The 22,059-nt window shown below is 70.4% G+C and carries 19 protein-coding genes and 1 tRNA gene; 2 read left to right on the plus strand and 18 right to left on the minus strand.

Going from position 1 to position 22,059, the window contains the following annotated elements; genetic code table 11:
• Positions 1-31 precede the first annotated feature (31 nt).
• Positions 32-1,177 carry a 4-hydroxyphenylpyruvate dioxygenase gene (hppD, locus tag ABD357_RS02820; protein WP_344387240.1) on the minus strand — a complete coding sequence of 382 codons (1,146 nt, stop codon included), beginning with the start codon at positions 1,175-1,177 and terminating at the stop codon, positions 32-34.
• Positions 1,178-1,299: 122 nt separating this feature from the next.
• On the opposite strand from hppD, the gene ABD357_RS02825 reads away from it, so the two are divergent.
• Entirely contained in the window at positions 1,300-1,773 is a 474-nt protein-coding gene (locus tag ABD357_RS02825; protein ID WP_344387241.1) for an Lrp/AsnC family transcriptional regulator, read from the plus strand.
• A 27-nt stretch (positions 1,774-1,800) separates the two neighbouring features.
• On the opposite strand, the gene ABD357_RS02830 is transcribed toward ABD357_RS02825, so the two are convergent.
• The 9 genes from ABD357_RS02830 to ABD357_RS02870 form a co-directional block, all read right to left on the minus strand.
• Positions 1,801-2,487: a fused DSP-PTPase phosphatase/NAD kinase-like protein gene (locus tag ABD357_RS02830; RefSeq protein WP_344387242.1), complete on the minus strand. Its 687-nt coding sequence runs from the start codon at positions 2,485-2,487 to the stop codon at positions 1,801-1,803.
• A 146-nt stretch (positions 2,488-2,633) separates the two neighbouring features.
• Positions 2,634-3,542: a hypothetical protein gene (locus ABD357_RS02835; protein ID WP_344387243.1), complete on the minus strand. Its 909-nt coding sequence runs from the start codon at positions 3,540-3,542 to the stop codon at positions 2,634-2,636.
• Entirely contained in the window at positions 3,539-5,683 is a 2,145-nt protein-coding gene (locus ABD357_RS02840) for a PEP/pyruvate-binding domain-containing protein (protein WP_344387244.1), read from the minus strand. Before ABD357_RS02840 ends, ABD357_RS02835 begins: the two co-directional genes overlap by 4 nt.
• Positions 5,684-5,801: 118 nt before the next feature.
• Positions 5,802-6,593, minus strand: coding sequence for a S16 family serine protease (locus ABD357_RS02845; RefSeq protein WP_344387246.1), 792 nt, complete (start codon positions 6,591-6,593; stop codon positions 5,802-5,804).
• Between the two features lie 214 nt (positions 6,594-6,807).
• Complete coding sequence (locus ABD357_RS02850) at positions 6,808-7,455, minus strand: IclR family transcriptional regulator (RefSeq protein WP_344387247.1); 648 nt, start codon at positions 7,453-7,455, stop codon at positions 6,808-6,810.
• 395 nt (positions 7,456-7,850) lie between these two features.
• Complete coding sequence (locus ABD357_RS02855) at positions 7,851-9,650, minus strand: DEAD/DEAH box helicase (protein ID WP_344387249.1); 1,800 nt, start codon at positions 9,648-9,650, stop codon at positions 7,851-7,853.
• 121 nt (positions 9,651-9,771) lie between these two features.
• The gene (locus ABD357_RS02860) at positions 9,772-10,140 is read right to left on the minus strand and encodes a type II toxin-antitoxin system death-on-curing family toxin (protein ID WP_344387250.1); all 369 of its coding nucleotides are present in this window, start codon (positions 10,138-10,140) and stop codon (positions 9,772-9,774) included.
• Positions 10,140-10,337, minus strand: a complete 198-nt coding sequence (locus ABD357_RS02865; protein ID WP_266762988.1) for a hypothetical protein — start codon at positions 10,335-10,337, stop codon at positions 10,140-10,142. Before ABD357_RS02865 ends, ABD357_RS02860 begins: the two co-directional genes overlap by 1 nt.
• A gap of 32 nt (positions 10,338-10,369) precedes the next feature.
• On the minus strand, positions 10,370-11,836 hold the full coding sequence (locus ABD357_RS02870) for an MFS transporter (protein ID WP_344387253.1): 1,467 nt from the start codon (positions 11,834-11,836) through the stop codon (positions 10,370-10,372).
• A 204-nt stretch (positions 11,837-12,040) separates the two neighbouring features.
• On the opposite strand from ABD357_RS02870, the gene ABD357_RS02875 reads away from it, so the two are divergent.
• Positions 12,041-12,138: transfer RNA gene (locus ABD357_RS02875), tRNA-OTHER, on the plus strand.
• A gap of 9 nt (positions 12,139-12,147) precedes the next feature.
• Here the strand turns inward: ABD357_RS02875 and ABD357_RS02880 are convergent.
• The 8 genes from ABD357_RS02880 to ABD357_RS02915 all read right to left on the minus strand — a co-directional run bounded on the left by ABD357_RS02880 (position 12,148) and on the right by ABD357_RS02915 (position 22,059).
• Positions 12,148-12,765 (minus strand): SUKH-4 family immunity protein, encoded by a 618-nt coding sequence (locus tag ABD357_RS02880; protein ID WP_344387256.1) that lies wholly within the window; start codon positions 12,763-12,765, stop codon positions 12,148-12,150.
• Positions 12,766-12,948: 183 nt separating this feature from the next.
• Entirely contained in the window at positions 12,949-13,479 is a 531-nt protein-coding gene (locus ABD357_RS02885; RefSeq protein WP_344387258.1) for an AAA family ATPase, read from the minus strand.
• A 19-nt stretch (positions 13,480-13,498) separates the two neighbouring features.
• The gene (locus ABD357_RS02890) at positions 13,499-15,811 is read right to left on the minus strand and encodes a xanthine dehydrogenase family protein molybdopterin-binding subunit (protein WP_344387259.1); all 2,313 of its coding nucleotides are present in this window, start codon (positions 15,809-15,811) and stop codon (positions 13,499-13,501) included.
• Entirely contained in the window at positions 15,808-17,361 is a 1,554-nt protein-coding gene (locus ABD357_RS02895; RefSeq protein WP_344387261.1) for a 2Fe-2S iron-sulfur cluster-binding protein, read from the minus strand. Before ABD357_RS02895 ends, ABD357_RS02890 begins: the two co-directional genes overlap by 4 nt.
• Positions 17,358-18,251, minus strand: a complete 894-nt coding sequence (locus tag ABD357_RS02900) for an FAD binding domain-containing protein (protein WP_344387263.1) — start codon at positions 18,249-18,251, stop codon at positions 17,358-17,360. Before ABD357_RS02900 ends, ABD357_RS02895 begins: the two co-directional genes overlap by 4 nt.
• A 277-nt stretch (positions 18,252-18,528) precedes the next feature.
• Complete coding sequence (locus ABD357_RS02905; protein ID WP_344387265.1) at positions 18,529-20,154, minus strand: beta-N-acetylhexosaminidase; 1,626 nt, start codon at positions 20,152-20,154, stop codon at positions 18,529-18,531.
• Position 20,155: 1 nt separating this feature from the next.
• Entirely contained in the window at positions 20,156-21,040 is an 885-nt protein-coding gene (locus tag ABD357_RS02910; RefSeq protein WP_425584724.1) for a carbohydrate ABC transporter permease, read from the minus strand.
• Positions 21,037-22,059: a carbohydrate ABC transporter permease gene (locus ABD357_RS02915; protein ID WP_344387266.1), complete on the minus strand. Its 1,023-nt coding sequence runs from the start codon at positions 22,057-22,059 to the stop codon at positions 21,037-21,039. The genes ABD357_RS02910 and ABD357_RS02915 overlap by 4 nt, the downstream gene beginning before the upstream one ends.

Consider the following 22,059-nt stretch of genomic DNA (forward strand, 5'->3'; position numbering starts at 1 on the left):
AGGGGCAGGCGGGCCGCCTTGGAACCGACGGTCAGAGGTTGCCCCGCTTCTCCTGCTCCCGCTCGATCGCCTCGAACAGGGCCTTGAAGTTGCCCTTGCCGAAGCCCATCGAGCCGTGGCGTTCGATGATCTCGAAGAAGACGGTCGGGCGGTCCTGGACCGGCTTGGTGAAGATCTGCAGCAGGTAGCCGTCCTCGTCGCGGTCGGCCAGGATCTTCAGTTCGCGGAGGGTGTCGACGGGGACGCGGGTGTCGCCGACCCACTCCCCCAGCGTGTCGTAGTACGAGTCGGGCGTGGCCAGGAACCGGACTCCGGCCGCCCGCATGGTGCGTACCGTCTCGACGATGTCGTTCGTGTTCAGCGCGATGTGCTGGACGCCGGCGCCGCCGTAGAACTCCAGGTACTCGTCGATCTGGGACTTCTTCTTGGCGATGGCGGGCTCGTTGATCGGGAACTTGACCTTGAGCGTGCCGTCCGCGACGACCTTCGACATCAGCGCGCTGTACTCGGTGGCGATGTCGTCGCCCACGAACTCCTTCATGTTCGTGAAGCCCATGACCTTGTTGTAGAAGCCGACCCATTCGTTCATCCGGCCGAGCTCAACATTGCCGACGCAGTGGTCGACGGCCTGGAAGGTGCGGTGGGCGGGCGGCTCGACGATCGGGTCGGCGGTCACGAAGCCGGGCAGATACGGGCCGTCGTATCCCGTCCGCTCGACGAGGGTGTGCCGGGTCTGCCCGTATGTGGCGATCGCCGCGAGGACGACGGTGCCGTGCTCGTCCTTCATCTCGTACGGCTCCTCGACCGAGCGGGCGCCGTGCTCGATCGCGTACGCGTACGCCCTGCGCGCGTCCGGGACCTCGATGGCCAGGTCGATCACACCGTCGCCGTGCTCGGCCACATGCTCGGCGAGGAAGTGGCCCCAGGTGGTGGCGGGCTTGATGACGGAGGTGAGGACGAAGCGCGCCGAGCCGTTGGTCAGGACGTACGAGGCGGTCTCGCGGGTGCCGTTCTCCGGTCCGGAGTACGCGACGAGCTTCATGCCGAAGGCGGTGGAGTAGTAGTGCGCCGCCTGCTTGGCGTTGCCGACGGCGAAGACGACCGCGTCCATTCCCTTGACCGGGAACGGGTCTGCGTCGCGCGCGGTACCAGGGGTGTGATGGATGGTCTCAGTCATGGCGATACGCTCCCTCCGTTCCGCAAGGTGCGCAATAGTTGGCGTATTCACTGGACAACATGCGCAGCAACTGGCACCTACGACCGGGACTTCTGTACAGGATGACCACCGGGGAGGCCTCCATGGGGATCGATCAGCTGGACGGCCGGCTCCTCGTGCTGCTGGCGCGCGAGCCGCGCATCGGCGTGCTGGAGGCCTCGCGGCGGCTCGGCGTCGCGCGCGGGACGGTCCAGGCTCGCCTCGACCGGCTTCAGTCGAACGGCGTCATCCGCGGATTCGGGCCGCAGGTGGACCCCGCGGCACTCGGGTACCCCGTCACGGCTTTCGCGACCCTCCAGATCCGGCAGGGTCAGGGCACGGACGTACGGGCGCACTTGGCGACCGTCCCAGAGGTGCTCGAACTGCACACCACCACCGGCAGCGGCGACATGCTGTGCCGTCTCGTCGCCCGCTCCAACGCCGATCTCCAGCGCGTGATCGACCTGGTCGTCGGTTTCGACGGCATCGTCCGGGCGGCCACGGCGATCGTCATGGAGAACCCCGTGCCCCTGCGGATCATCCCGCTGGTGGAGCAGGCGGCGGGGGACGGCGACTGACGGGAGTGGTGGCGGGAGTGGTGACGGCTAGATCGAGGCGTTGATGCGGCGAGGGGCGTCGAGGAGGCGGCTGATCGCTTCGACAACGGCGGGCGGCTGCTCGGTCTCACCGTCGTCGCGGCCGGTGGAGAGCGCGTACCAGACCTGCTCGATCGAGGGTGGGCCCACCGCGAGGTTCCGCAGCGCCGCCTGAGCCGAGGTCGCGTCGCCGATGCGTACCGCATACGCCGCGGCCATGGCTCCGGTCCGCCCGACACCGGCTCCGCAGTGCACGAACACCGGACCGGACGCCGACTCCACGGTCCGCAGGAAACCGTCGACCTGCTCGGTAGTGGGCGTCTGCCCGTCCCTGATGGGCATGCGCACGACGTTCAGCCCGGCATCCCGGGGCACCGCCAGGGCCGCGGCCGAGAGTTTCTCGGCGCGCAGATCGACAACGGTGTTCACACCCCGTTCCGAGAGCTCGCGGTATCCGGCTTCCCGAGGGGCGGATCCCCTCCAGAGACGGTCGTCCACGGCCTGGAAGTGGTTGATACCGGCCAGTCGCACACCGGACGACCCTTTCTGGGAAGCCAGGGCGTGGATGCCGAGCATGCCGAGTGTGGCGACGAGCCACACGGCGGCGTAACCGAGGACGCAGAGGATCGCGATCTTCGCGGTCCTGCGGATGAGTGGGTGGATGCGAGCGATCGGAGAGGTGCGGAAAATCAACACGAAACGGAACCTTGGGTGGGAAAACGTCCCGCTCACAGTAGCCGGAACACCGTTCGAGTACCCCTGCTATGTGATTAAACGCACAAAAGGTACTAACCAAGCCAAAGCCTTCATGGAACGGGTGGACCTGCGACCTGCGACCTGCTTCATGGAGTGGGTGGCACCTGCCCCTCGCCGAGGACGACGGCAGTCGCCCGATTCGCGGTGATGTCCATGAGGCAGCCACGCAGCCGGAACAGGTCGTGGCCGGGCAGTGGGGGCCGGATGACGCCCGCGTACACCCCGTCGCCCAGGTTGGACAGTGGCGCGTGCTCGCGCGAGCCGGCGGTCGACCGGCGGCAGGTCTCCCAGAGGTCGCGTGCGGCCACGTCGCGCACCGGCCCGGTGTCGGCGTTGCGCAACGTGACGTGGAAGACGACGGTGCTGGCCGCGGAGTCAGGAGCCGACGTGGGGTGGGTCTGGACCGTGTCGGCGAGGAAGAAGGTGAGGAAGGCGAGCAGTGCGGTACTCACCCCGCCCGCGGCGGCCTTGAAGAGGGTGCGTCTCGGTCGGCTGGGAGGAACGGCCGGACGCTCCTCGATGCCGGGGACATCCCCACGTATGCCACCGGGCGGGGCTGCGAGGTTCGCCAGGCGGCCCGCCAGCAGCCGCTCCGCCCTCGCGCTACCCGTACTACTGGCGATCTTCTGGATGACCAGGGCGATGACGGAGAGCGCGGCGCCCGCGGCCATCAGCACGGGGACGAACACGAACGTGTCGTTCCTGTTCTCGAAACGACGGGTGTCCAGCCAGCGGAAGCGATCGGGTGCGGCTTCACGGCTCTGCTGCAGCCGCCGCTGTACCTCCTCGGCGCGCGCCTCGGTCTCGGCGAGTCGGCGTTCCAGGCGGCCGAGCCGGGAGAGCAGGACCGCGGCCACGAGAAAGACTTCGACGACCAGGAGCAGGATTCCGCTGGTCAGGGCGCGTTGCCACTCCCAGCGGTAGAGATACACAAAAAGGTAGACCGCCGCCGCTACCGCGGCCACGCCTCCCACCAGGTAGCTGACGTACTTCACGCGAAGCCCTCTTCCGCTCCCGCGCTCACGGGTTCGTTCTCGGGCCCCTTGCGCACGGTTTCGACCGTGCCGCTGGTGCCGTCCACGGTCAGTTCGACGCCCTGCGGAAAGCGGTCGACTGCGTCCGGCACACCGACGACGGTGGGGACTTTGTACTCACGGGCGAGCACAGCGAGGTGGGACAGGACGCTCCCGGTCTCGGCGACCAGTCCGCCCAGTTCGGGAAGCTCGGCGGCCAGGGCGGGATCCAGGGTCCGTACCACCAGGACCGCATGGCCGGGCCGCGGGCCGCGGCCGTGCCAGGCGGTGCCGATGCCGAGGCCGCCGCCCGCGCCCTGGCCGGTGCGGTGGCCGCGATCCCGGCTCCGAGCCCGCCCTCGGCCACGACCGCCGATGTGTTCGGCGACGGGGCGGCCTTCCTGCGAGAGCCGGAATGCGGCGGGCAGAGGTCGCGAGTCCGGCCGGAGCGCCCGCTCGTCCACATCCGCCGTCCACGGTTCCCCGCCCAGGATCCCTGCCAGCTCCGGCCAGCGCAGCGTGGACAACTGCCGCAGCGCGTCGGGCCGGCCGGCGGTCTGCAGACGGGCCGCGTACTCACGGACCAGACTCGCCTGCATCTCCTGCACCCAGCGGATGCGCAGCCGCAGCCCCTCACGGGCGGGCAGCGCCTCGACGCCACGCGGTGCTCCGGTCCAGCCGGTACGGTGCGGCAGCCGGCCCGGCCGCTCGAGCGAGGGCGGCAACAGGGACAGCAGCACGGGGTGCCGAGCCAGCAGCTCCGCGTCGGTGATGCCGCGTGATCGCCCCTCGGCGAGTACGGCCAGTGCCTCGCCCACGGCCGTGGCACCGCTGCCCTGACCGACCAGAGAGCCCACGAGGGATTCCTGCGCGTGCAGCGACGACAGGACGTTGCGGCCCCAGGCCAGGGCGGCCAGTATCTGCCCGGACAGCATCTCCTGCGGGGGCGGCATCTGGGTCAGCTCGCGGTCGACATCGGCCATCAGGTCCACCGCCAGCATCGGCAGCGCGATCCGCAGCCGCCCCACCCGCCACGCCGCCGAGGCACGCCGGGCGCCGGGTATGGGGTTGATGAAGTCGAGCACAGGGTGCGCGGACGGTACGGCGCCGAGCAGTCTCAGGTCGGCCGCCACACGCCCGTCGACGGTGGTGACCGGGGGCACCGCGCGCAGGACCCGGCGCGGGGCGGTGCCGGCACTGTCCAGGGCCAGGGTCAGTCCGTGGGACATCGGTGCCATCCACAGGTCCTCCTCCAGCGGCTGGAGCACCTCGGGGAAGGTCTCGGCGACCGGGCCGGGGCCCAGCAGCCTGGCACCGCGTGCGGCCCGTAGAGCCAGGGCGGTGATGGGACGCGCTTGGAAGAGCCACAGAGCGTCGTCGGTGTCGAAACCGAACTCCATGTCCTGGGGCTCGCCGAACACCCGCTTCGCCTGGTGGGCCAGCCGCACGAGGCGCCATGCCCGGCGGCGTCCCAACAGCCGGTCGCGGCGGTGTTCGCGCGGCTCGGTGGCGACCAGCCGGCCGTGGCGGGTCAACTGGTAGCGAACGCCCTGGACGGTACCGGCCAGCAGTTGCTCGGGCCCGCCACGCACCGCACTGACCAGAATGCGGTCGTCACGGCCCGCCACGGGGTCCGCACCGAACATGACTCCCCCCACGACCGTGCGCAGCATGGGCTGGACCAGCACCGCCATGCCGGCAGACGGATCACCTCCGCCACGCGCGGGCCCACGGCTCCGACGGGACGAGTCGAGCACCGCCTGGACCGCGGACAGGAAGTTGTCCCAGCCGCGCACGTCGAGTTCGGATGCGAAAAGGCCGGCCCTCGAGGAATCGGCGGTGTCCTCGTGCGCGGAGGAGGACCGTACGACCAGAGACCGCCCCTCCTCGTCGGCCAGTCCACGCCAGGCATCGCGCACTGCGGACGGCCCGTGCGGCAGGTCGGACGCCGACTCCTGCGGCACGAGAGCGAACCCCGGCAGGACGGGCAGCCCGGCAGCGGCGGCACGGGCGAGATTGGCCGCCTTGGCCCCGGTCAGCGCCGCGTTCCCGGCCTCTTCGGTGTCCAACGGAATCACCGCCAGCCGCTCCAGGCAGATGCCCACAGCAAATCCTTCGGTCACGCCGAACGTCCCAATGTCCACTCTGAACGCCTCTCCGCGTCCTCGCTAACGCTGGACCGGCTCCTCACCGCCCGCAGTGCGGCCGCTCTCCTCTGGGTGGAGTTCAGCAGCGTGGAGTTCAGCAGCTGGGGACGGATCCGGTGCCCGTCTCCAGGGCTCGGAGGGATTCGACCGTGCTCTTCAGCGTCGTCACCGGGATCAGCCGCAGCCCCTTGGGCAGCTCCGACTCCGCGTCCGAGCACTCGGCCTTCGGTACGAGGAAGACGGTCGCGCCGTCGCGTTTGGCGGCCTGCGTCTTGAGAGCGACACCGCCCACGGCGCCCACCGTGCCGTCGGCGCCGATGGTGCCGGTGCCCGCTATCGTGCGGCCGCCGGTCAGGTCGCCTCCGCTGCCGTCACCGTCCAGCTTGTCGACTATGCCGAGCGAGAAGAGGAGCCCGGCACTGGGTCCGCCGACGTCGGCGAGCTTCAGGGTGACCTTGATGTCGTCCGGCTCCTCGCCGAGGTAGTCCAGCGCGGCCTCGGTGGCGGTGTTCTGGGACTCCCGCATCGCCTCGGCGTTGTGCTCCTCGATCTCCTTGACGGTGTCACCGCTCGGGTACACGGAGTCCCGCGGCATCACGGCTCGCTCCGTGTCGAACCACCCGTCGATGACATCCGCCAGCCGCACGTCCGCATCGGGCCCGGTCGCCACGATGGTCGTCATCCGCAACTGGCCACGCGTCTCGTGCGTCTCCGCACCGGTGATGGTGATGACCGGCTCCCCCCGGTTCTCCCCCAGCACATCCGCGGTCATCCCCGGCTGAGCCACCGCAAACGGCAACGGTACAAAGGCCGTTGTGGCGAGCAGAGCCACGACAGGCAGAGCGAATAGGGCGACGGCCCGGGGGCGCGAGAGCTGAGAGAGCACGGGATCAATCTAACGTGAGGGGGAATTCCGGCCGCGGACTGGTAGGCGGGCCTGGGACAGGCGGGGCTGCGCCCCGTAAGGGGCGCGGGGAACTGCGCGACCAGCCACGGACGGCCCGCAGCCGACGAACAAACCCCTGGGGGCCTGGGGGCGCAGCCCTCAGTTTCGGGAAGGGGCGTGGCTGGGGAAAGAAAACCCACCCACGCCCACCTGGCTAGCGCAAAGCCTCGGCCACTTCCTTCGCGGCGTCCACAACCCGCGCCCCAACCCTCTCCGGGACAGAATCCGCAAGCATGACCACGCCCACGCTCCCCTCCACCCCGGTCACCCCCAGCAGCGGCGCAGCCGCACCGCTCGCACCGGCCTCCAGTTCCCCGTGCGTCAGCGTGTATCCGGGATCGGCCACCGTCGCGGCCGCGGCCCGCGCCGCAAGGATCGCCTTGCCCGCGGCCCCCCGTTCCAGCGGATGCCGGAACCCCGCCCGATACGCCACGTGGTAGTCCGTCCACGTCGGCTCCACCACAGCGACGGCCAGCGCTTCCGTCCCGTCGACCAGAGTGAGATGCGCCGTCGCCCCGATGTCCTCGGCCAGCGACCGCAACGCGGGCAACGCGGCCTCACGTACCAAGGGATGCACCTGGCGCCCCAGCCGCAGCACCCCGAGCCCCACCCGGGCACGACCACCCAGATCACGGCGTACGAGCGCATGCTGCTCAAGCGTGGCGAGCAGGCGGTACACAACGGTCCGGTTCACCCCGAGCTTGCTGGACAGCTCGGTGACGGTCAGCCCGTGATCGGTGTCGGCGAGCAACTTGAGGACACGCAGTCCTCGGTCGAGCGTCTGAGAGGTCTCCGCGGTCACGACGCCCACTCCTTAGTGGTGAGAGTCGACGGCCCCCTCCGCGGCGGTTGCGTCACCGGTCCCAACGGCGACGCGCTTCAGAGGCCGCCGGTCGGCAAGCGTCCCGGGGACTACCCGGGCGGGCACCGGCTGCGCTCCGCGGCGGCGCTGCCACGGGGCGTGTGCGTAGCGGGACAGTAGCGACCCGGTTCGCTCAGCGGAAGACTCCGTCCAGAATCCGGTCAGTGTCCGGTACGAGCATCGTTGCGTTTGTCCTGGTACGCCCGGCGCACATCACCCCCTGTGCACCACCCCCGCACACCACGCACACCCACGCACGCCCACGCACATACGAGAGCGCCGGTCCCGTGCACAACGAAACCGGCGCCCTGATCCTCGTACCCGAACCCGTGCTGTCACCGCATACGGGTCGCCCACTCCTGCACCTTGGCGATCCGCTGCCTCAGCTGCCCTGCCGTCGCCTCCGCGCTCGGTGGCCCGCCGCACACGCGCCGCAACTCGGTGTGGATCACCCCGTGCGGCTTGCCGCTCTGGTGGACGTACGCCCCGACCATCGTGTTGAGCTGCTTCCTCAGCTCCAGCAGCTCCTTGTGTGTGACCACCGGCCGCCGCTCGGCGGGCATTTCGAGGAGGTCGGCCTCTTCGGCGGGTTTCTTGCGGCTGTGCGCGATCTGGCGCGCCTGCCGCTTCTGGAGCAGGAGCTGGACCTGGTCGGGTTCGAGGAGGCCCGGGATGCCGAGGTAGTCCTGCTCCTCCTCGCTGCCCGGGTGCGCCTGCATGCCGAACTCGGCGCCGTCGTACAGCACGCGGTCGAAGGTGGCCTCGGACTCCAGCGCCTCGAAGGCGAACTCCTCCTGCTCGCCGGTGTCCTCGTCCTGCTCCTTGTTCGCCTCCTCCATCTCCTTCTCGGATTCGGCGTACGGGTCCTCCTCGCCGTCCTTCTTCGGCTTGTCGAGGGCGTGGTCGCGCTCGACCTCCATCTCATTGGCGAAGGTCAGCAGGTCGGGGACGGTCGGCAGGAAGACGGAGGCGGTCTCGCCGCGGCGCCGGGACCGTACGAAGCGGCCGACGGCCTGCGCGAAGAACAGCGGCGTGGAGATGGTGGTCGCGTACACGCCGACGGCCAGCCGGGGCACGTCCACGCCCTCGGACACCATGCGGACGGCGACCATCCAGCGGTCGTTGTTGTGGCTGAACTCGTCGATCCGCTCGGACGCGCCGGCATCGTCGGACAGGACGAGGGTCGCCTTGTCCCCCGTGATCTCACGGATCAGCTTGGCGTACGCCCGTGCCGAGTCCTGGTCGGAGGCGATGACGAGGGCGCCGGCGTCCGGGATGCCCTTCCGTACCTCCGTGAGCCGCTGATCGGCGGCGCGCAGCACGCTCGGCATCCACTCGCCGCGTGGATCGAGGGCGGTGCGCCAGGCCTGGCTGACGGCGTCCTTGGTCATGGGCTCGCCGAGGCGGGCGGCGATCTCGTCCCCCGCCTTCGTACGCCACCGCATATTGCCGCTGTAGGAGAGGAAGATGACGGGCCGGACCACGCCGTCGCCGAGCGCGCTGCCGTACCCGTACGTGTAGTCGGCGGCAGACCGCCGGATCCCGTCGTTGCCTTCCTCGTACGTCACGAAGGGGATGGGGTTGGTGTCGGAGCGGAACGGCGTACCCGTGAGCGCGAGGCGGCGGGTCGCGGGCTCGAACGCCTCGAGGCAGGCCTCGCCCCAGGACTTCGAGTCGCCCGCGTGGTGGATCTCGTCGAGGATGACGAGCGTCTTGCGCTGCTCTACGCGGTTGCGGTGCAGCATGGGCCGTACGCCCACACCGGCGTACGTCACCGCGACCCCCTGGTACTCCTTGCTGAGCGGCCCCGCGCTGTACTCCGGGTCCAGCCTGATCCCTATCCGCGCCGCCGCCTCGGCCCACTGCTTCTTCAGATGCTCGGTCGGCGCGACCACCGTCACCTGCTGCACGACATGGTGGTGCAGCAACCAGGAGGCAAGCGTCAGCGCGAAGGTCGTCTTACCGGCGCCGGGCGTGGCAACGGCAAGAAAGTCACGCGGCTGCTCCTGGAGGTACTTCTCCATAGCCCCGTGCTGCCAGGCACGCAGCTTGCCGGCGGTGCCCCAGGGGGCACGGCCGGGAAAGGCGGGCGACAGATGGTGCGAGTGGGAGGCGCTGCTGGCGGTGGTAGTCACGGTCTCCGTGGGGTGGTTGGGCGGCAGGGTACGTATGACAACCGGGCCACCCTATCGGCGGCTCGGTTGTGCCAACGCGCGGACTGCGCCGCGCCACCCGCGGATGGGATCCAGCTCACAGTCAGCGCGCAAAGCGTGGCAGCTGTGCGGCGATCTTGGGTACGTCCAGGGCTCCCTGGCAGACATCGAGTACGAAGGCCTCGGCCTCGTCCACGTCGAAGTCCGGGTCCAGGAGGTGCCCGTTCATGTGCAGGAACACCCAGGTCGCGTACCAGGCGATGCGCTTGTTCCCGTCAACGAGCGCGTGATTGCGGGCGAGCGACTCCATCAGCGCCGCGGCCTTCTGCCAGACGTCCGGATAAGCGTCCTGCCCGAACACGCTCGACTGCGGGCGCGCCAGCGCCGAGTCCAGAAGCCCGTAGTCACGCACCTCTTCCGCCCCGAGCCGCTTCGCAAGGTTCAGCAGTTCGGGCAGCGTGAGGTAGTGCATCAGGCGAGCCTACGGTTCAGCTCAGCGCTGGCCTTGAGCACATGGTCGGCAGCTTCGTTGAACAACCGCGAGTGTTCGTTTATGGCCGAGATCACGGCATCGTGCGCGAAGGCCTGCATGCTGCGCCCCTCCGCTGCCGCACGCTCGCGCAGCGCGTCGAGTTCTTCGTCGGTGAATCGCAGGTTGAGTCCAGCCATGGCTCGACGGTACTACGCGGTACCAGCCAGGGTCACCGGGATTCGCCCCGCACCCGTGTAGTCACCCAAGCCCCCACCAACGCCACCCCCGCCATCGGCAGGAACACGGCGGCGAAGGCGGCCGGTGGTGCGCCGGCGCCGGAGGCCGACGTGGCCGCATGCGTGATCGTGCCGCCGCCCAGCGCCGCGAACGCCGCCCCGCCCGCCGCCAGCAGCAGGACGTTCGACAGGCCGTCGGATATCTGGAGCGCGGCGGAGTTGGCACCGGCCTCCTCCGGGGCGGACAGGTGCAGCAGGAGGACGCTGGTGGACGAGATCACCAGCCCCATTCCGAAGCAGCCGAACGCCCACGTCACGGCCAGCGTCCACACCGGCACCGCGTCGATCAGCACACTCGGCGCCGCCGCGATCGCCGCCGCGACCAGCACCATCCCCAGGCCCATCAGCCGCTCCCGGTACGGCTCCACCCGTGCCCTCGACTGTACAAAGGACCCCAGAGCCCAGGTCGCCCCACCGGCCGCGAGCGAGAACCCGGCGAGCGTCGGCGACAGCCCCCGCTGCGTGACCAGCATCAGCGGCACAAAGGATTCCGCCGCGATGAACGACCCGGCCGCGACCCCACGCAACAGCACCACGGACGGCAACCCGCGCGCCGCCCGGTACGTCCCGCGCGGCAGCAGCCCCAGCACTGCCGGCACCAGTAACGCCGTCCCCGCCACGGCCGGGGCGGCCGAAAGCCACCGCAGGTCTTGGGCGGCGTACTGCAGCAGGCCCGCCCCCAGCGAGATGCCCAGCGCCAGCCGGATCCGGCGACGGTCGAAGGGTGCGGCGACGGAGCCCTCCGCCGGGCCGGATGCCAGTCGCCGTATCTGTGGGAGGGCGAGCGCCAGCGGGAACACCACCAGGACCGGTATCCCGATGAACACCCAGCGCCAGCCGAGTTGTTCAGTCACCGAACCGGCGGCCAGCGGCCCGACTATCGACGGGATCACCCAGCTCGCCGCGAACGCCGCCATGATCGAGGGCCGCAACCGCTCCGGATACGCCCGCCCCACGACCACGTACAACGCCACGATCACCAGCCCGCCGCCGAACCCCTGCACCGCCCGGCCGAGGATGAACAGCCACATCACCCCGGCCGTCCCGGACAGCGCCAGCCCCGCCGCGAACGCCGCGATCCCCGCGGTCAATGACGCCAGCGGCCCGCGCCGGTCGGACCACTGTCCGGCCAGCACCATCCCGAACAGGCTCGTCGTGAAGTACGCCGAGAACGCGAACGCGTACAACGAAACCCCGTCGAGCTCCCGCGCCGCCACCGGCATCGCGGTCCCCACCGCCGTCGCCTCGAAGGCGATCAGCAGCACGACGGACACGATCCCGATGCTGAGCGACCGGTAGGGGCGGCCGAGCACACCGTCATCGGCGCCGGGGTCGGCCGGTGCGGCTGGTTTGGCGGCGGTGTCCGCGACGTCGGCGTCGCTCGGTTCCCGGGTGGTCATGGTCGTCAGCGTAAGGGGCACGACTTCCGTTGGCCCCTGTCGCGAGGCGGTGATCGCCTGGGACCTTGGTCGTACGCCCTCTCTCCTTTCATGAACGCGGTACGGCAGTCCCATTGCAGCCCCAGTCCATCCCCTGAGCGTCCCGTCCCCCGCGGCCTACGGTCGACGACATCGAGTTCGGAACGAGCGAAACGTTCCCAACCCGGCCGTGTGCCCGAGTGGTTGAGGGGACCGCCTGCGCTGCATCCATTAGCGGGCTCCGCCCGCGGGGGTTTACACCGGTTCGAATCCGGTCACGGCCGCGAGTGTTATTACGGCGTCGGGCAGCTTGCGCGGTGCAGCAGCCAGAGCGTGAACGCGAGCGTGGATATGTCGGCGTTGAGCGGTCGCAGCCCGGCGGCCGGGGCTGACCACTCGTGGAGCTCCCCGGTGGTGCCGTCGACGAGGAGGTCCGTGGCATCGGCGAGGCGGCCCAGACGAATCAACCGGTCGGCTGCATAGGGGAGTTGGGCCCAAGGACCCAGGGAGGGGAACTCCTCCGTCCGCTCGGCCGCGTGGCGCTCGGCGAGCGTCTGCAGCGGAACGTCCATCTCGAGCTGGAACGTGACGCCGTCCTCCGGAAGACCCGTCTCCCGGAGGAAACGGCGGGTGGGCTCGTGCGTGAGCGTGGCCGGGAAGTCGACGTCCTCGAAGCGCATGATCCCGCCCGGGCCGAACTCCTCGTCGAGCAGCCGTGCCGGCAGGTCGAGCCGGAGACCCGCGTACGGGTCGGCGATCTTGGTGAGGGCATGGACCAGCGCGGCCATGCGCCAGTACGCCGACATCTCGCCCCGAGCAGTCGCGTCGGCCGGCACCTCCAGCCGGCGTCCCGCGCCACCGCACTCGTCGGTCAGCGTGACCGCCCCCGTACCGGCGTCAATCGTCCTCATGGCTCCCCCGTGCATGTGATCGCATCGTGCATCCCCAGCAGGGCGCGGCCCGCTGTCCCAGCAGCCGCTCCCCACTGATCGAAAACCATACGCCGCACCACTGACAACGCACCAAAACCCAAGCGCCACAAGGCTTCCGGCCCGTTTACCGGCCGACTCGCACGGCACGTCACCCACGTGCCGTCAGGCAACCCGAGCCGATTCCCGCCCCGCGACAATCGCGTCCACCGTCTGTGCCACGCTCAGTTCCGACGTGTCCAGCCAGAGCCCGATGCGCGGGGTCTCCTCCCGCAACCCGCGGTCCAGTTCGTCGACCGTCCACGCGCCGTAGCCCGTCTTCACGCGTCCCGCCTCGCGCGCGGCGACGGTCTCGGGGCGCGGGGCCAGGACCACGACGTACAGGGGCCGTGTGCGGACCAGGCCGACATACGCCGTGAGGTCCTCGCCCAGGACGACGTCCTGGGCAATCGCCGTGAAGCCGGCGTCCGCGTACGTGTCCGCCGTCGCCGCCGAGAGCCGGTGGCGGAGCCGGAGTTGGGCGAGGGCCTCGCTGTCCTCGGCGCCGGGCTCGTACTCCGCGCGTCCCGACACGATCATCCGGCGGAACACATCACCGCGCACATGCGTGGCCCGCGGCAGCCTCTGCGCCAGCGCCTGCGCCACCGTGGACTTCCCCGCGGCCATGATTCCGGTGACGAGAACCACACCGTCCATCAACAGCCGCCGGCCCCGGTCAGTGCCCGTTCGTCACCACGGCCGCCTGCGGCCGGATCGGCAGCCGGTTCACCGGGCGCCCCGTTGCGGCCCGTACCGCGGAGGCGATCGCCGCCGGGGTGGTCACCACCGGTACCGCGCTGGCCGACTTCGCTCCGAAGGGCGCGACCACGTCGCGTTCCTCGAGGAGTTTGACGATGCGGATGTCGGGGGTGTCGAGGGCGGTGGGCAGGGCGTAGCCCGTGAGGTCGGGGTGGCGGACCAGGCCGCGTGCGGTGCGCAGGTTCTCGGTGAGGGCGGCGCCCACGCCCTGGGTGACTCCGGCTTCGATACGGGCCCTGAGCTGTGCGGGGTTCAGGATCCGTCCGACGTCCTGGGCGAGCGCCAGTTCGACGACGCGTACGGAGCCCAGCTCGATGTCGACGTCGACGACCGCGCGGATCGCGCAGAACGCCATACCTACGAAGGCGTCCCCCTGGCCGGCGTCGTCCAGTGGCTCGGTGGGGTGCGGACGGCACTGGGCGGTGGCCCACAGTTCCTTGCCGTCCAGCGCCTCTGTGACGGTGGTCGACAGCACGCCGTCGTACGAGGTGATCTTGCCGTCGGTGATCTGGAGCAGCTCCGTGGACATGCCGAACTTGTGCGCAAGGGGCTGCAGCAGCTGCGTACGGACCATCTTGGCGGCCCGTTCGACCGCGCCGCCGGACACCCAGGTGTGGCGGCCACGGCAGCCCGGTCCCGCCGGAGGCTGATCTGTGTCCACGGAGGCGACATGCACCTCCTCGATGCCGAGCGTCTCCTGGACGATCTGCCGGGCCAGCGTGGCGAAGCCCTGGCCCGTCTCCACGGCCGCGCAGAGCACCGTGGCGACGCCGTCGTGGACCTTCACGGTGGCCGTCGAGACCTCGTCCGCGCCCTCGGCACCGAGCATGTGGACCATGCCGAGGCTGTAGCCGACACCGCGCCGCACCGCGCCCGGTTCGCCCGCGCCCTCGGGGCCGCCCGGCAGCAGCCACTCCTCCGCGGGGGTGTCCTTGGGGAGGGCGGGCAGCGGGAAGTCCCGTACGGCCTGGAGGAGTTCGGCCACGGGGGCCGGGCAGGTCACCGACTGGCCGGTGGGAAGTACGTCCCCTGTAGCCATCACATTGCGCATACGCAGCTCAGCCGGGTCGAGGCCCAGCTTCTTCGCCAGCTTGTCCATCTGCGCCTCGTAGGCGGCGCAGACCTGCATGGCGCCCTCGCCGCGCACATGGCCGGAGGGCGGGTTGTTGGTGCGTACGACCCAGCCCTCGATGAAGGCGTTCGGGACGACGTACGGACCGCAGGCGAAGGAGACCGCGGTCGCCAGCGCCTCCGACGACGTGTCCGCGTACGCGCCCGCGTCGAGCAGGATCTGCGCCTCGACCTTCACCAGCCTGCCGTCGGCGTCCGCGTGGTGGCGGTAGCGCAGGAGTGTGGGGTGACGGTGGACGTGTCCGAGGAAGGATTCTTCGCGCGTCGCGGCGAGTTTGACCGGACATCCGGTCTTCAGGGCAAGCAGCCCCAGGGGGAGCTGGAAACCCTGGTCCTCACGGTCGGCGGTGGCGCCGGGCACGCCGGTGACGACGACTTTCACGCGCTCCGGTTCCAGGCCGTAGCAGGCGGCGGCGGTGTCGCGGTCGGCGTGCGGGTCGGTGGAGGCCAGGTAGAGCTCGACGCCACCGTCGGGGCGCGGCACGGCGAGGCCGGCCTCGGCGCCGATGGGGGCCGGGTCCTGACGGCCGATGCGGTACAGGCCCTCGACGACGATGTCGCCGGCGGCCTCGGAGTCGCCGTGCCGCAGCGGGATATGGCGGATCAGGTTGCCGTCGGGGTGCAGGGGTTCGGCTTCGAAGGCCTGCTCGGGGTCGGTCACCGGGTCGAGTACTTCGTACTCGACGATGACGGCGGCGGCGGCCATCCGCGCGGTGTCCGGGTGGTCGGCGGCCACTGCCGCGATGGGCTCCCCGTGGTGGCGTACGACCTCGGAGGCGAACACGGGGCGGTCGGCCGTGCCGCGGCCGTACATGGCGCTGCCCGGTACGTCCTCGTGCGTGACGACGGCCCGGACGCCGACCATCTGGAGTGCGTGGCTGGTGTCGATGGAGACGATGCGCGCGTGCGGGTGCGGTGAGCGCAGCACGGCGGCCCACAGCAGGCCCTCGGCCCACAGGTCGGCCGCGTACGGGAAGGTGCCCTCCGTCTTGGCGCGGGACTCCGCGGACGGCAGGGATGCGCCCAGGCCGTGCTGCGGCGACGGGTCCTGAGCGGGAGCGGCCTCCACGGTGGTCGTGGTGGCGGTTTCGTTGCTCACGCCTGGCCTCCGTCCTGACCGTATGGCTGCTCACGCGGCGCTGAGGCCTCGTACGCCGATGGGTTGACGCTACCCCCGCCAGGGCCCGCCTGGTGAGGGATACGGGGCTCCTCGGCGTCCTGGGCGGCTTCGGCAGACGCGTGCGCCTCGCGTTCGGCGACGACATCGCGCACGGCGTCGAGGACGCCGCGGTAGCCGGAGCAGCGGCACAGGTTGCCGGACAGCGCCTTGCGGGTCTCCAGCTCGGAGGGCGCCGGGTTGCCCTCAAGGAGGTCGTGCACGGTCATCGCCATGCCCGGGATGCAGAAACCGCACTGCACGGCGCCGCACTTGGCGAGGGCCCGCTGTACATCCGAGGGCTGCCCGTCGGCGGCCAGCCCTTCGACGGTGCGCACCTCGCTGCCCGCGGTGGTCACGGCCGGTACCAGGCAGGACGCCACGAGCCGTCCGTCGACCTGCACATTGCAGGCCCCGCACTCGCCCTGCGAGCAGCCGTCCTTGGCGCCGGCGAGTCCGAGCCGCTCGCGCAGCACGTAGAGGAGCGATTCGCCGATCCAGGCGGCTGTCACGGGCCGGTCGACGCCGTTCACCCGCAGGACGTACGAGGCCAGGGGGTGCATCTCGTCGTGTGGAAGCGCACTCGGGGAGTCGCCCTCCTCGGGCTCCTCGGCACTGTCTTCAGAGGTGTCGGCGGACTCCGAGGACTCTCCGGGCGACTCGCGCACCTCCTGGGACACCGCTTCGGACTCGGCGCCCGGTGCGTCGGCGGGCTCCGGAGAACCGTGCTCCGGAGCGCCGTACACGGGCGACTCCTCCACCGGCTCTTCGTGCTCCACGGAGGCGTGCTCCACGGAGACGCTCTCCCCAGGAGCCCTCTCCGCGGAACCGCTCTCTACGGAGACGGCGATCTCGTCGGCGTGCTCTCCGGAGACGTCGATGATCTCGGCGGCCTCTTCGGCGCGGGCAGCGGCGGAACTCTCAGCATGGCGGGCGGCCTCGTCCGAAGGCGCGAGCTGCTCGGCGGCGTGCTGCTCAGGCTGCGCCCAGGACTCCTGCGCCCAAGGCGCCGCCGCCCCGCCCGGCAACGTTGCCGGAGGGCTGCCGCCCCACTGCTCGACCAGGGCCGAGGTGGTGAACTCGCCGGACTCGTCGGGCAGATCACCGTCGGCGACGGGGATGGACCACTGTCCGGTCACGTCGTGTCCGGGAGCGCCCGAGCCGTCCTGTGCGGGTTCCTCGAAGGTCCACTGGCCGGTGGTCCCCGGGTGGTACGAGAAACCGTCGTGAGCGGGCTGCTGCGGGGGCTCCTCAGGCTGTGCGTTCGGGTCCGGCCACCGTACCTCCTGGGGCTGCCCCTGCTCGGCCTCGATGTGCGGCGGTACATAGCCGTGGCCGGGTGCGGCGAGCGGGGAGTCGGACCGGAGTGCGTCGATGCCCCCTTCGGGGAGCTGGACGAAGGCGGTGGCGCCGTCGTCGTAGTCGCCCTGGGGCAGCGGGTCCCAGCGGCTGCCCGCCGGAGGGGTGCCCTCTCCGTGCTGGTCGTCGGTCACGAAAGTGCCCTCCCCAATGCTCGTCGGGCCAGCGCGGCGACGGTGCGCCGCAGGTGCAGTACAGCGGGCGGCAGTTGCTCCACAGAGCCGTCCTCCGCGGGGACCGGGTCGGGGATGCAGGCCGCCGCGACGTACTCGCCGAAGGCGTCCCGTGCCTCCGGCACGATCGCGCGGTTGTTGTCCCAGTCGATCAGCGAGGCGACCCACTGCTCGGCCTCCAGGGGCCGCAGCGGCATCGGCGCTATGGCGCCGACGGCGCACCGCACTCCGCGCCGGGCGGGGTCGAGGACGAGCGACACGGACGCCAGGGCGCGTCCGGGGCCGGTCCGTCCCGTCGCCTTCAGGAAGACCTGTGGGGCGTGCAGCAGCGGCACGCGCACGTACCCGATGAGTTCGCCGGCGCGCAGCATCTCCACGCCGGCGAGCAGGTGCGAGACGGGGATCTCACGGCGGGCGCCGCCCTGGCCCGCGATGATCAGCGTCGCCTCCAGGGCAGCCAGTACCGGAAGCGCGTCCCCTGTAGGGGCAGCCGAGGCGATGTTGCCGCCCAGGGTGCCCGCGTTGCGGATCTGCGGGGGGCCTGCGGCTCTCGCGGCGGCCGCGAGGGCGGGGATCAGGGCCGCGAAGTCGGGGCGGCCCATGCGGGCGTGCGTGAGGCCCGCGCCGAGCAGCGCGTGGCCGTCCTGGTACTGCCAGCCGCGGATCTCGCTGATCCGGCCGAGGCCGACGAGCGCGGCGGGCCGCATGTGCCCGGAGTTGACGGAGGTCATGAGGTCGGTGCCGCCGGCCACCGGAACGGCCGCCGGCGTGGCGGCGAGCGCCGCCACGGCCTCGTCCAGAGAGGCGGGCAGCGTCACGGTCTGCGCCGCCTGCGGTGCGTGCGTGGTCAAACCGGCTACCCCTTCCCGCTGTCCCACCTGGTCCCACCTGTGTTGCCGTACGGTACGTGCTGACAGGGCGGACGTGGCAACTCTGGCACATCTTCCTCCCAGCACGATGCGGGGGTCCGCTAGGAGGCTTTCGCACCCGTCACCAGCGGGATGTCCCGATTTCGCACGACATCACCGGTCAGAGCGAATTGGCAGTTTTAGCAGACCCTTGGGCGCCTTTCGCCCGGGTGACACCGTTCCAGGGCGGCCGGTTCGCGGCACCTCCTTGGGAGTCGGCTCACACGTTTGGGGGCGCCCCCTCGATCGGGCGTCCGAGCACCCCCGGTCGCCGCTGCCAGGGCAGGAGGCCGGTGGGCGGGCGATAGGCCACTCCCAGGGCGTCAAGTCGCCTGTAGTGGGTGGTCATCCGCTGCTCGAAGGCCGCGAAGTCGCGTTCCGCGGGGGCGGGCAGCGCACTCCATGCGACCTCGGCGACGGCCGCGAGCCGAGGGAACGCCTGGTAGTCCACGCGCGCGTGGTCCTCCATCACCTCGGTCCACAGGTTGGCCTGCGTGCCGAGAACATGGCGAGCCTGATCGGGAGTCAACTGCGGCGGAACGGGCTCGAAGGAGTAGACGTCCTCCAGGGTCCGTACGTAGCCGATGGGCACCGGTTCGTCGGCGCCGCCGTCCTGGCGGTGGTCCAAGTACACGTATTGTTCAGGGCACATGACGACGTCGTGACCCGCCTGAGCTGCCGTAATGCCGCCTTGGTAGCCACGCCACGACGAGACGGCGGCACCGGGAGCCAAGCCGCCCTCCAGGATCTCGTCCCAGCCGATCAGCCGACGCCCGCGCGCGGTCAGCCAGTTGTCGAAGTGCCGGATGAACCACGACTGCAACTCGTCCTCGTCCGCGAGCCCCAGGTCCCTGATCCGCGCCTGCGCCGTTGGCGACTCCTTCCACTGCTCCTTGGCACACTCGTCGCCGCCGACGTGGATGAACTCCGAGGGGAACAGCTCCAGGACCTCCTCGAAGACCCCCTCGTAGAAGCGCAGGGTGTTGTCAGTGGGGGCCAGTACGTTGTGGGAGACGCCCCAGTTGTCCCAGACGGAGAGGGAGGTCGTGTCGATGACGTCGGTGTTGCCGAGTTCCGGATACGCGGCGATGGCGGCCTGCGAGTGGCCCGGGATGTCGATCTCGGGGACGACGGCGATATGCCGCTCGGCGGCGTACGCGACGATCTCGCGGATGTCGTCCTGCGTGTAGTAGCCGCCGTGCGGCTTCTCCTCCCACAGGGGCGACGCGCGATGGCCGAATTTCGTGCGCTCCCGCCACGATCCGGTCTCCGTGAGCTTCGGGTGACGCTTGATCTCGATGCGCCAGCCCTGGTCGTCGGTGAGGTGGAAGTGGAAGACGTTCAGCTTGTGCGCGGCCATCAGGTCGAGATAGCGCAGCACACCGTCCTTGGGCATGAAGTGGCGTGAGACGTCGAGCATGAGGCCGCGCCAGCGGAAGCGGGGGGCGTCCTCGATCGTGACGTGCGGCACGGCCCAGGCGCGGTCGCGACTGAGCGGGGCCCTGCGGTACGCATCGGGGCCGAGAAGCTGCCGCAGCGTCTGGGCGCCCCAGAAGACACCGGCCGCGCTGCCGCCCTCGACAAGGACGCCGGACGAGTCGCTGACGAGGCGGTACTCCTCGGGGCCGAGTTCGGGGTCGAGCTGGAGCCCGATGCCATCGCCGTCGGTGTCGTCGAGTTCCCGCCCCTCGTGCAGGGGCAGGCCGGTGGCCTCCCGGAGGACGGTGCGCAGCCAGTGACCGACGCCCTCCGTCGCGGTGTCGGCGTAGAGCTGGGAGTACGCCGTCAGCCGCACCTCGCCCGGACCGGCGACGACGCTGCGGGGCGCGGGAATCAGTTCACTCACGTCAGTCCTTTACCGCGCCGCCCAGTCCGGAGACCAGCCGCCGCTGTACGAGCACGAAGAAGACCAGAACCGGAATCGTCATCACCGTGGACGCCGCCATCACACCGCCCCAGTCCGGCTTGTCCGGGTTGTAGAAGACAAGGAGGGCCATCGGCAGAGTCGACTGCGAAGTGTCGCTGATGATGAAGGACTTGGCGAACAGGAAGTCGTTCCAGGTGGAGATGAAGGAGAACACGCTCGTGGCCACAAGACCCGGAAAGACCAGCGGGAAGAGGATCTGCCACAGGAAGCGCGCCCGGCTCGCCCCGTCGATGTATGCGGCCTCCTCCAACGCCTCAGGGACCGCCTTCACAAAGCCCCGGAGCATCCAGATCGCGAACGGCAGGGAGAAGGCGATGTGCGGCAGGATCAGCGAGCCCAGTGTGTTCAGCTGACCGAAGTCCCGCATCAGGAAGAACAGAGGGATCGTCAGGGCCTCGATCGGCACCATCTGCGCGATGAGGAACATGATCAGCAGGGTCGTACGGAAGCGGAAGCGGAACCGTGTCACGGCCGTCGCCGCGAGGAACGCGATCAGTGCGGAGACGATGACCACGGTGACCGCGACGAGAAGGCTGTTGACGAAGTAACGGCCGAATTCCTGCTGTCCGAAGACGCGCCGGAAGGAGTCCAGGGACGGCGTGAGCGTCCAGGGGCGGGCCTCCGTCGACTCGATCTCGCCGGCCGGCTTGAAGGCGCTGAGCACCATCCAGTAGAGGGGGAACGCGACCACGGCGGCGATCAGCAGAGCCGATGCCTCGGCGGCCAGCCGCCAGGGCCGCCGCACCCGCAGACGTGTGGGGAACCTCAGCAACCTCAGCGACTTCACCGAACTCAACGCGCTCACAGCTCCTCCCCCTGCCTGCGCAGCAGCCGCAGATAGACCAGCGTGACCGCCAGCAGAATCAGCAGCATCACCACTCCGATCGCCGAGCCGAGGCTGTACTGCGAGGACGCGAACGCCTTTTGGTACGCGTACACGTTCAGCACGAGGTTCTGCCCGGCGATGCCTCCGCCGTTCGTCATGACGTAGATCTGGGTGAAGACCTTGAAGTCCCAGATGACCGACTGGATGGTGACGACCACGAGGATCGGCCGGAGCATCGGCGCGAGCACCGAGCGCCAGATGCGCCACTGGGAGGCGCCGTCCAGGGCCGCCGCCTCCAGCACCTCACCGGGTACGGCGCGGATGCCCGCGTACACCGTGACCATCACGAACGGGAAGGAACACCAGACGACTTCGAGGAGTACGAGAGCGAAGGCGCTGTAACGGCCGTACGTCCACGAGTGGTCGCCGAGCCCAAGCATCCGGTTGACCGGCCCGAAGTCGGGGTCGAACAGGAACAGCCAGACCGTGGAGCCGGTGATCGCGGGCGTGGCCCACGCGCCCAGCGCGGCCAGCATCAGGGCGAGCCGCGGCAGCGCCCTTACGCGCGTCAGCAGCACGGCGAGCGCACAGCCGACCGCGAGCGTCGCCACGACGCACGCGGCCGCGAACACCACGGTGGCGAGCAGCACTTGCCAGAACTGCTCGTCCCCGAAGAGCGTCGCGTAGTTCCCGAAGCCCTGGAAGGTCGTCGGTTCACCACCGCTGACCTGGGCCTGCGTGTACTCCAGAAAGGAGATCAGCCCGAGCTGGTAGACGGGATAGACGAGCAGCCCACCGATGACGACAAGGGCGGGGGCGAGGTAGATCCAGGGAGCCCAACCCGCCCTGCCGCGCCGCGACTTCCGCCCCGGCGCTGCGCCCCCAGGCCCCGGGCCCCCCGCCACCCGGCCGGGCGAGGCCGTCACCCCGCCCGGCGGACTCGCGGCAGGAAGCGGCGGGGCTACCGGGGACGCACCCTCCGTCACACCCTCCGTCAT

The sequence above is a fragment of the Streptomyces vastus genome, from assembly GCF_039532825.1.
Classification (GTDB): Bacteria; Actinomycetota; Actinomycetes; order Streptomycetales; family Streptomycetaceae; genus Streptomyces; species Streptomyces vastus.

Bases quoted from the DNA above. Each gene is read 5' to 3' on its own strand.
- hppD (WP_344387240.1), bottom strand. From the start codon at position 1,177: ATGACTGAGACCATCCATCACACCCCTGGTACCGCGCGCGACGCAGAC.
- ABD357_RS02825 (WP_344387241.1), top strand. From the start codon at position 1,300: ATGGGGATCGATCAGCTGGACGGCCGGCTCCTCGTGCTGCTGGCGCGC.
- ABD357_RS02860 (WP_344387250.1), bottom strand. From the start codon at position 10,140: ATGCACTACCTCACGCTGCCCGAACTGCTGAACCTTGCGAAGCGGCTC.
- ABD357_RS02865 (WP_266762988.1), bottom strand. From the start codon at position 10,337: ATGGCTGGACTCAACCTGCGATTCACCGACGAAGAACTCGACGCGCTG.
- ABD357_RS02870 (WP_344387253.1), bottom strand. From the start codon at position 11,836: ATGACCACCCGGGAACCGAGCGACGCCGACGTCGCGGACACCGCCGCC.
- ABD357_RS02880 (WP_344387256.1), bottom strand. From the start codon at position 12,765: ATGAGGACGATTGACGCCGGTACGGGGGCGGTCACGCTGACCGACGAG.
- ABD357_RS02885 (WP_344387258.1), bottom strand. From the start codon at position 13,479: ATGGACGGTGTGGTTCTCGTCACCGGAATCATGGCCGCGGGGAAGTCC.
- ABD357_RS02915 (WP_344387266.1), bottom strand. From the start codon at position 22,059: ATGACGGAGGGTGTGACGGAGGGTGCGTCCCCGGTAGCCCCGCCGCTT.